Below are 9,355 nucleotides of genomic sequence, written 5' to 3'. Positions count from 1 at the left end.
TCGAGCCGTTCGATCTGGCGGGCGGCGTCGTCGGCGTCGCCGACTTCGGCGTCGGCGGCGCCGGAGGCGTCGGTCTTGCTCCCGGGGAGGTTCGTCTCGCCGATCTCCTTCTCGATCGTGGTCGGCTCGAAGCCGTGTTCCTCGTTGTAGCGCTGCTGGATCGCCCGGCGGCGGCGCGTCTCCTCGATCGCGCTGCTCATCGCGTCGGTGCGCTCGTCGGCGTACAGCACCACCTCGCCGTTAACGTTCCGTGCCGCACGACCCATCGTCTGGACGAGCATCGTCTCCGAGCGCAGGAACCCCTCCTGATCGGCGTCGAGGATCGCGACGAGGCTCACTTCGGGGATGTCCAGCCCCTCACGGAGGAGATTGATCCCGACGAGCACGTCGATCTCGCCGAGTCGGAGCGAGCGGATGATCTCGTGGCGTTCGAGCGTGTCCGTCTCGTCGTGCATGTACGCGACGTTCACGCCCGCCTCCTCGAGGTACTCGGTGAGATCTTCGGCCATCCGCTTGGTGAGCGTCGTCACGAGCGTGCGCTCGTCGCGCTCGATGCGCTCGTCGATGCGGTCCATCAGGTCGTCGATCTGTCCCTCGGCGCTCGTCACCTCGACCGCGGGGTCGACGAGGTGGGTGGGCCGGACGATCTGTTCGACGATCTGATCGGAGTGCTCGCGCTCGTAGTCGCCGGGCGTCGCGGAGACGTACAGCGTCTCGTCGGTCTTCTCTTCGAACTCCTCGAACGTGAGCGGGCGGTTGTCGTAGGCGGTGGGGAGCCGGAACCCGTTCTCGACCAGCGAGTCCTTGCGGGACTTGTCGCCCTCGAACTGCCCGCGGATCTGCGGGAGCGTCTGGTGGGACTCGTCGACGACGGTGAGGAAGTCGTCGGGGAAGTAGTCGAGCAGCGTGTACGGCGCCTCGCCCTGCTCGCGGTCCGAGAGGTGGACCGAGTAGTTCTCGATCCCCGAGCAGTAGCCCGTCTCCTGCAGCATCTCGAGGTCGAACGTGGTGCGCTCCTCGATGCGCTGGGCGGCGACGAGGTCGCCCTGCCGCTCGAAGTGGCGGACGCGCTCCTCCATCAGGTCCTCGATCTCGGCCATCGCCTCCTGCAGGCGGTCCTCCGGGATCGAGTAGTGCTCCGCCGGGTGGAGGAGGACTGCCGGCTCCTCGCTGACGACCTCGCCTTCGAGGGTGTTCACCTTCCGGATCCGGTCGATCTCGTCGCCCCAGAACTCCACGCGGACGGCGTAGCGGCCGTACATCGGGAATATCTCGACCGTGTCGCCGCGGACGCGGAACGTGCCCTGGGTGAAGTCGACGTCGTTGCGCTCGTAGTTCAGGTCGACCAGTTGGCCGAGCAGTTCGTCGCGGTCGATCTGCTGGCCCTGCTCCAGTCGCAGGGACATATCGACGTAGTTCCGCGGGTCACCCAGCCCGTAGATAGCGGAGACGGAGGCGACGACGATCACGTCGTCGCGCGTGAGCAGCGAGCGCGTCGCGGAGTGGCGCAGCCGGTCGATCTCGTCGTTGATCGAGGCGTCCTTCTCGATGAACGTGTCCGACTGCTCGACGTACGCCTCGGGCTGGTAGTAGTCGTAGTAGGAGACGAAGTACTCGACGGCGTTGTCCGGGAACAGCTCGCGGAACTCCTCGTACAACTGGGCCGCGAGCGTCTTGTTGTGGGCGATGACGAGCGTCGGCTTCTGGATCTCCTCGATCAGCCACGAGACGGTGTTGGTCTTGCCCGAGCCGGTCACGCCCAGCAGCGTCTGGCGGTCCATCCCCTCGCGGAACCCCTCGGCCAACTGCTCGATGGCCTCGGGCTGGTCGCCCGCGGGGTCGAAGGGGGCGTCGACGCGGAACGGCCGCTCGGCCTCGGGTCGGTCCGGCGACAGCGGACCGCTCTGGGAGTCGCTCATTGGCGGGAAACAGGTGATGAACGGACTTGAGCGGCCCGGTCGTGGGAACCGTTCGCACCGACGAACGGAACCGCTTTGCCGCGGGCGCGCCGACGGATCGACCATGCCCGACGACCGACTCCAGCACGCAAGCGAGGCGCTCAGACGGGCCAGCGCGGCCGCCACCGACGCCGAGATTCAGCGCCGGCTGTACGACCTCTCCGACCGCCTCGCCGCGCTGGCGGCCGCCGACGAGGAGCCGGACGACGAGGACCTGATGCAGCACCTCCACGCGCTGGGTGACCTGCGCGAGGCGACCAGCGGCGACGTGAGCGAACAGGTGAACGACGCGCTCGAGAGCGTGCGGGAGCGCCGGGAGGAACTGGACGGCTGAGACCATGGTAGCGAGAGCGCCGGCCGAACGGCTTTGTCGCTTCGCGCCGAACCGCCGTACATGACCCGAGACCAGCTACAGACCGCGAGCGACGAACTCCGGGCGGCGGCCGAGCGTGCGACCGACCCCGAACTGCAAGAACGCCTCGCCGAACAGGCCGACCAGTTCGATCAACTGGCGACCGCCGACCGCGGGCCGGATCAGGGCCGGCTCGCGCGCCACCTGAATGCGCTGTCGGATATCCGCGAGTCGCTGGACGGGGACGCCGTGGCCCACGTCGACGACGCCGAGGAAGCGATCACGGCGTACCGCGAGACCGTCGGCGGCGTCTAACACCCCTCCGTTTCGTCTGGAGATTCTGAGAGGTACGGATCGCTCCAGAGCGACGGGCTGCCCGACTCAACAGACGTTCTTCGGCTCGACGCCCATCCCCTCCAGCGTCTCGACGTACCAGTCGTAGGCGGCGTCGATCACGTCGGTGCCGACCTCGCTCGCGATCTCTCGGTCGGCGTCGTCCGCACAGTGCTCGGCGAGGAGGTCGGCCGCGTCGTCCCGGTACTCGCCCAGTTCCGAACGAAACTGGCGGAACTCGTCGGCGCTCGTCCGGTCGGCGTCGCCGACGAAGAAGCCGACGAGCTGGCCCGTGAGCTCTTCGAGCACGAGCAGGGCGGCCGCGGCGCCGGCGAGTCGTTCCACGTCGGTCTCCCCGCCCGCGAGTGCGTCGGCGGTGATGCCCGTCGCGGCGTCGCTCGCTGCCTCGGTGTCGAAGTCGCCGGCAGACGTTGCCGCGAACACGGCGGCGTCGGCGAACAGGTCGGCCACATCGTCCTCGCTCGTCTCCGCCCAGTCGTCGAAGACCGACGTGAGCGCGTGGAGTTCGCGTGCGGTGCCGGCCCGGACCGCGTCGCCGGTCATCTCGCCGCCGGTCAGCGCGTAGACGGCTTTCGAGGAGCTCAGCCGCGAGAGTTCGGTGCCGCGGGCGTCCCGCAGTTCGTCGAGAAAGGTGTCGGCGTCCATACCCCGACGGAGGGGCAGGAGCGGCTTGTAGCCCACGGTCGGGGCAGTCGAACGCCGTCAATATGGCCGCAGGGAGCGGCTGGCTGCCGACGTTACTCGCCGTCGCCGGTCTCGACGGGCGCGCCGACGAGGTTGCCCCACTCGGTCCAAGAGCCGTCGTAGTTCACGGTCGACTCGTAGCCGAGCAGTTCGTGGAGCGCGAACCACGCGATCGAGGAGCGCTCGCCGATGCGGCAGTAGGCGACGACGGACTCGTCGCCGTCGATCCCCTTCTCGGCGTACAGCTCGCGGAGTTCGTCGGCGGACTTGAACGTCCCGTCGTCGTTGACCGTCGCGGCCCAGGAGATGTTCTGGGCGCCGGGGATGTGGCCGCCGCGCTGGGCGGTCTCGTTGAGTCCCGGCGGCGCGAGCACCTCGCCAGAGAACTCCTCGGGCGAGCGAACGTCGACGAGGGGGACGCCGCGCTCGATGGCGTTCTCCACGTCCTCGCGGTACGCGCGGATGTCCTCGAAGGGGCCGCGGGCGGTGTACTCCTGTGCGGAGAACTCCGGCTCCTCCGTCGTGGTCGGGTAGTCGTTCTCGACCCAGTAGTCGCGGCCGCCGTCGAGCAGGCGGACGTCCTCGTGGCCGTAGTACTTGAACTGCCAGTAGGCGTAGGCGGCGAACCAGTTGGAGTTGTCGCCGTAGAACACGACCGTCGAGTCGTTGGCGATCCCGTGCTCGCCGAGCAGGTCCTCGAAGTCACCCTTGCTCAGGATGTCGCGGGTCGTCTGGTCCTGCAGTTGGCTCTCCCAGTTGAAGCCGATCGCGCCGGGGGCGTGGCCCTCGTCGTAGGCCTCGGTGTCGACGCTGACCTCCACCAGCCGGTAGTCCGGGTCGTCGCTCTGGAACTCGTCCAAGCGCTCCTCCACCCAGTCGGCGGAGACGAGCGCGTCGGTCGCGTACTCTGAAGACATGTTCGCTCTAAACTAGGTCCGGTGCCCACTTAAACGGCAACCCCACCGGCGGCGCTCGCCGGCCTCTCCGACGGTGTCGCGATCCGGGGGGCTAAGTCCGGCCGCGTCGTCGGGTCACCCATGCAGCCATTCGTCCCCGCGTCGTGGGTCGAGGGCGGCGACGCCGCCGTCGTCGACGTGCGCGACCCGTGGGAGTACGACAGCATCGGCCACCTGCCGGGCGCGGTGAACGTCCCGTTCGACAGCTTCCGCTCCGACGAGGGGGAGGCCGGGAAGCTCCCCCCGCGTGCGGAGTGGGAGGAACTGCTCTCCGACGCCGGGATCGGCACCGACGAGGAGATCGTCGCCTACGACGACACGCAGGGGGTGTTCGCCGCGCGGTTCGTCGTGACCGCGCTGCTGCTGGGTCACGATCCCGAGAAGCTCCACCTGCTCGACGGCGACTTCAGTTCGTGGCAACGGGAGTACGAGACGACGACCGACGGCGTCGATCCCGACCCCGCCACGTACGAGAGCGACCCCGAAGCGGAGACGCCGCTGGTGGACTTCGAGACGGTCCGGGAGCTGCTTCCGGCAGCCGAATCCGGCGACGTGACGCTGGTCGACACCCGGGAGGACTGGGAGTTCGCCGAGGGGCACCTGCCGGGCGCGGTCCAGCTCGACTGGCGGGAGCTCGTCGACGAGGAGCGCCGCGGGCTGCGCCCCGAATCCGAACTCCGGGAGCTACTGGAAGAGCGCGGGATCGTCCCCGAGAGCCGGACGGTGCTGTACTGCAACACCGCCCGGCGAGTGAGCCACACCTATCTCGTCCTCCGACAGTTGGGGTACGAGCAGGTCGAACTGTACGAGGGCAGCCTGACGGAGTGGGAGGATCGCGGCGGGGAGCTGGTCACGGAGTAACGATCGCGGCGGGGTGTGAAGGAACGACTACTCGATTCCGGCCTCGCGGTCGGACTGTACCGCCTCGTCGGCCAGCGCCTCGGGCGCGGGCGCGTCCTCGATCTCCGGCACCGTCGAGAGCAGTTCGACCGTCTCCACGAGGAGACCGACCGCCAGCGGCCCGAGCACGAACCCCAGCGGGCCGATCGTGAGCACGCCGCCGACGAACCCCACGAAGTACAGCGTCGTCGGGAGGTCGCCGGTGACGGCGGCCAGTCGGGGGCGGACCACCGCGTCCGGGAGGAAGCCGACGACGAGGAGGCCGACGAGCAGCACCGTCGTCGCCCGCGGGACGTTCCCGGCCACCACGTCCGTCGCCGCGAGCGCGACGATGACGACGCTCGGGCCGACGACGGGGACGAACTGGAGCACGCCCGCGACGACCGCGAGCGTGAGCGCGGCGTCGTACCCCAGCAGCGCGAAGACGACGTAGGCAACGACCGACGTGGCCGCCGCGGTCGCGGCCTGCACGACGTAGATCCCGACGAGCGTCGCGTGGACTCGCTCGTGGTAGCGCTCCAGCACGTCGTAGAAGTCGGCGGGAGCCAGCCCGACCGCGACCGACCGGACCGACGCCGCCAGCGCGAGCAGGCCGTAGACGACGATGGCGAACAGCATCCCCTTGAGCGAGAGCACCGTCGCGGCGCTCGCGATCGACAGCGCGGCGTCCCGGAGCGCCGCGGCGACGGCCGCGATCAGTGGCGTCGTCTCGATGGTGTAGGAGAACTCGCCCACGACGATCGGGATGCTCTCCGGGAGCTCGCGAGCGATGTCCAGCAACACGGATCGCCGCCGGTAGAGGACGAACGCCACCGGGACGACCGCGCCGACCAGCGCCAGCGCGGCGACGCCCGTGACCGTCGTCGTCGCCGTCCGGCGGGAGTAGCCGCGGTCGACGATCGCCTGCCGGAACGGGAACAGCGTGTACGCCACGGTGATCGCGAACACCACCGTGTACAGCACCTCCGCGAGCACCACCGCCGACAGCGCGGTCAGGACGACCAGCGCGAGTACGAGCAGCCGGGTCTTCCCGAAGTCCGTCTCCATACGGCCGAGGGGACCCGCGGGGAGAAAACCGTTGTCCCGTATCGGCCGTCTGCCCACGCTACCGGCCTTTCTCCGGGCGCTCCTCCTGGTGCTCGTCGAGCTGCTCGTCGGCCTCGAGCTCGCGGGCCTCGTCGTCGGTGTGGAGCTTCTGCTCGACCTCGTGGCGGTCCTCGCGTCGCTCCTCGAGCCACGCGAGCATCTCCTCGCGCTGCTCGCCGCGGCTCATCGTCTGGGGGAGCGAGTCGAAGTTCTCGGTCAGCAGGTCGTGGACGAGGTCGCGGGTCTCCTCGACCACCCCCTCAGAGACGTCCAGCGTCTCGACGCTGCCCGGCCCGTAGGCCGCGGCCGCCAGCGCGTTTCGGTTCAGTTGCCCGTCCTCGTCGACGACGGGCAGCGCGAGGTCCTCGAAGGAGTCCGGCGGGAACCCCGAGGCCGAGAGCAGGTAGTGGTCGTCGACGGCCGCGACGCGGGAGTCGTCGAACTCCTGCCGGGACGGCTCCTCCCACCGCTCGGTGGTCGTGCCGTAGAACGACGGTTCGTGGAGTTCGTGAGACATCGTGACCGCTTCGGCGTTGGGACGAGCGTCGGAAAAATCTACTCGCCGATCGGGGCGACAGCCCCCACAACGGTAGAAGACCGGCGCCTTCGGCCGATGGCGTTCGACCGGTCCGCTTAACAACAACCCAGAGAAACAACTGAGTAATGAGCCGAGATCGGATCGACAGGCGGCGGTTCCTCGCGGGCGCCGGCGCGGCCGGCGCGGCACTGTTGGCGGGCTGTTCGGCCGACGAGGTGGAGTCGCCGACAGAGTCGGCCACCGACTCCCCCGGGACCACCACGACCGGGACGACCGTCGGGGGGACCGGCGGCGGGACGCTGGTCGTCGCGACGTACAGTTCGTTCATCGACGCCGTCAGCTCCAGCCCGGGCGGGTGGCTCAAACAGCAGTTCGAGTCGGAGTTCGACGCCGACCTCGTCTACCAGACGCCGCCCAACGAACTCGATCAGTACATCCAGCGGGCCAACGCGGGCGTCGACATCGACGCCGACGTGTACGTCGGGCTGAACGTCGACGGGCTGATCCGGCTTGACGAGAACCTCGAGAGCGGCTCGCTGTTCGCCGAGGCGCCCGACCTCCCGGGACAGTCCGACATCAAGGAGGGGCTGGGCTTCGACCCGCAGGGGCGGGCGGTGCCCTACGACACGGGCTACATCAGCCTCGTCTGGAACGCCACGGCCGACGACGGCGAGTTCGTCGCGCCCGAGACGTTCGACGGGCTGCTGGAGTCGGAGTATCGGGGCGACCTGCTCGCCCAGAACCCCTCCTCCTCGGCGACCGGGCGGGCGTTCCTCCTGCACACGATCAAAGCCCGCGGGGAGGAGAACTACCTCGACTACTGGTCGCAGCTACAGGAGAACGACGTCCGGGTGCTCGGGAGCTGGGGCGACTCCTACAGCGCGTACGGGGAGGGTGAGGCGCCGATGGTCGTCTCCTACTCCACCGATCAGGTGTACGCCAACCGCTCGGATCAGGACATGGACCGCCACCAGATCAGGTTCCTGAACGATCAGGCGTACGCCAACCCCGAGGGGATGGCCCAGTTCGCGAGCACCGACAGCCCCGACCTCGCGCAGTCGTTCATGGAGTTCGTGCTCCAACCTGAGGTACAGGCCGAGATCGCGGTGCGGAACGTCCAGTTCCCCGCGATCACCGACGCGGAGTTCGGCGAGGAGAACGCCGAGTACGAGCAGTACGCCCAGGTGCCGCCGGAGGCGGTCAGCTTCACCTACGACGAGCTCCGGGGGAACCTCCAGGGCTGGATCGAGGAGTGGAGCCGCCAGATCGCGAGCAACTGACAGCGGAGACGGGGACCGCTAGCCGAACCGTTTTCTCCCGCAGTCCACGAGTCCGGGTATGGATCTCTCCGCCGTCGACCTCTCGCCGGTCCCCGAGGACGGCACCGCGACCGACGCGTACCGGAACACCGTCGAGGCCGCACGACAGGCCGAGGAACTGGGGTTCGAGCGCTTCTGGGTCGCGGAACACCACGGGATGGGGAGCCGCCTCGCCGGCGTCAGTCCCGAAGTGCTGCTGGGCCACCTCGCCGCCGAGACCGACTCCATTCGGCTGGGGTCGGGTGCGGTGCTGCTGAACCACTACAGCCCGCTGAAAGTCGCCGAGCAGTTCGGCGTCCTCGACGGGCTCGCGCCCGGCCGCGTCGACGCCGGACTGGGTCGAGCGAACGGCTCGCCCGCGGTGGACCGCGCGCTCGGGACAAACCGCCGGAAGCGCAACCCCGACGAGGATCACCGGAAGAAGATCACCGCCGTCGTGAACCACCTGTACGACGACTTCCCGGACGCCCACGAGTACGCCGACATCGAGGTGCCGAGCTCCGACGGCGACCAGCCCGTCCCGTGGGTGCTCGGTTCGAGCGCGTCGAGCGCGAAGATTGCGGGCCAACTGGGGCTGCGGTTCTGCTTCGCGGCGTTCATCCGCCCGGATTTCGCGGTGCCGGCGTTCGAGGCGTACCGCGAGACGTTCGAGCCGTCGTCGCTGCCCGGCGGGATCGACGAGCCGCAGGGGATGGTCGCGCTCAACGCCGTCGCCGCCGAGACGGACGAGGAGGCCGCGCGCCTGCGGGCGGTCGCGGAGGCGTCGTTCAAGCGAATGCAGCGCGGTGAGGTGGGATCGACGCCCTCGGTCGAGGAGGCGATCGACGAACTCGGCGGTGTCCCCGAGCCGACGCCGGCGACGCTGGACGAGGACGAGTGGCCGCGCGCGATCTCGGGGAGTCCGGAGACGATCGCCGGGCTGTTCGAGCAGCTCGCGGATCGCGTCGGGGTAGAGGAGATGATGATCCAGCACGTCGTCCCGGAGCAGGAGGCGGCGCTGCGCTCGCACGAACTGATCGCCGAGGGTGTGAACGGTGGGTGACTCGATCCGTTGGAAGTGATCGATTAGGTTGCGTATTCAGAGAGGATGAGGACGGCGACGGCACTGCGACAGCGAACAGCAACAGCAGCTCGTTCGTAGGCCACTTGTGACCGCAGTGTGCCGGGCACGAGGCCCGGCACAGCACGGAGTCCCCACCCCTCCCCCC

The 9,355-nt window shown here is 69.1% G+C and carries 10 protein-coding genes; 5 read left to right on the top strand and 5 right to left on the bottom strand.

The window, feature by feature from the left end; translation table 11 throughout:
- The coding region (uvrB, locus tag ACFR9S_RS01550) for an excinuclease ABC subunit UvrB (protein ID WP_379817875.1) at positions 1–1,919 on the bottom strand (1,919 nt) is incomplete at its 3' end.
- Positions 1,920–2,022: 103 nt separating this feature from the next.
- On the opposite strand from uvrB, the gene ACFR9S_RS01545 reads away from it, so the two are divergent.
- On the top strand, positions 2,023–2,292 hold the full coding sequence (locus tag ACFR9S_RS01545) for a DUF7553 family protein (protein WP_379817873.1): 270 nt from the start codon (positions 2,023–2,025) through the stop codon (positions 2,290–2,292).
- Positions 2,293–2,352: 60 nt separating this feature from the next.
- The gene (locus ACFR9S_RS01540; RefSeq protein WP_379732222.1) at positions 2,353–2,625 is read left to right on the top strand and encodes a DUF7553 family protein; all 273 of its coding nucleotides are present in this window, start codon (positions 2,353–2,355) and stop codon (positions 2,623–2,625) included.
- 66 nt (positions 2,626–2,691) lie between these two features.
- On the opposite strand, the gene ACFR9S_RS01535 is transcribed toward ACFR9S_RS01540, so the two are convergent.
- Positions 2,692–3,309 (bottom strand): transcription antitermination protein, encoded by a 618-nt coding sequence (locus ACFR9S_RS01535; RefSeq protein ID WP_379817871.1) that lies wholly within the window; start codon positions 3,307–3,309, stop codon positions 2,692–2,694.
- A 92-nt stretch (positions 3,310–3,401) separates the two neighbouring features.
- A complete protein-coding gene (locus tag ACFR9S_RS01530; protein WP_379732457.1) occupies positions 3,402–4,265 on the bottom strand; it encodes a sulfurtransferase in 864 nt (287 codons plus the stop codon).
- A gap of 120 nt (positions 4,266–4,385) precedes the next feature.
- On the opposite strand from ACFR9S_RS01530, the gene ACFR9S_RS01525 reads away from it, so the two are divergent.
- Positions 4,386–5,165, top strand: a complete 780-nt coding sequence (locus tag ACFR9S_RS01525) for a sulfurtransferase (RefSeq protein WP_379732456.1) — start codon at positions 4,386–4,388, stop codon at positions 5,163–5,165.
- Positions 5,166–5,192: 27 nt separating this feature from the next.
- Here the strand turns inward: ACFR9S_RS01525 and ACFR9S_RS01520 are convergent, their stop codons facing one another.
- Both ACFR9S_RS01520 and ACFR9S_RS01515 read right to left on the bottom strand, forming a co-directional pair.
- On the bottom strand, positions 5,193–6,251 hold the full coding sequence (locus tag ACFR9S_RS01520) for an AI-2E family transporter (protein ID WP_379817869.1): 1,059 nt from the start codon (positions 6,249–6,251) through the stop codon (positions 5,193–5,195).
- Between the two features lie 58 nt (positions 6,252–6,309).
- Complete coding sequence (locus ACFR9S_RS01515; RefSeq protein ID WP_379732037.1) at positions 6,310–6,807, bottom strand: hypothetical protein; 498 nt, start codon at positions 6,805–6,807, stop codon at positions 6,310–6,312.
- Positions 6,808–6,968: 161 nt separating this feature from the next.
- Between ACFR9S_RS01515 and ACFR9S_RS01510 the strand changes: the two genes are divergently transcribed.
- Positions 6,969–8,108, top strand: coding sequence for a thiamine ABC transporter substrate-binding protein (locus ACFR9S_RS01510; RefSeq protein WP_379732039.1), 1,140 nt, complete (start codon positions 6,969–6,971; stop codon positions 8,106–8,108).
- A gap of 58 nt (positions 8,109–8,166) precedes the next feature.
- Positions 8,167–9,189: an LLM class flavin-dependent oxidoreductase gene (locus ACFR9S_RS01505; protein ID WP_379732038.1), complete on the top strand. Its 1,023-nt coding sequence runs from the start codon at positions 8,167–8,169 to the stop codon at positions 9,187–9,189.
- The last annotated feature ends 166 nt before the right edge of the window (positions 9,190–9,355 follow it).

This window comes from Halolamina salina (assembly GCF_042678005.1).
Lineage (GTDB): Archaea > Halobacteriota > Halobacteria > Halobacteriales > Haloferacaceae > Halolamina > Halolamina salina.
The sequence above is the reverse complement of the archived record's forward strand: the minus strand, read 5'-3'. Positions and strand labels throughout refer to the sequence as shown.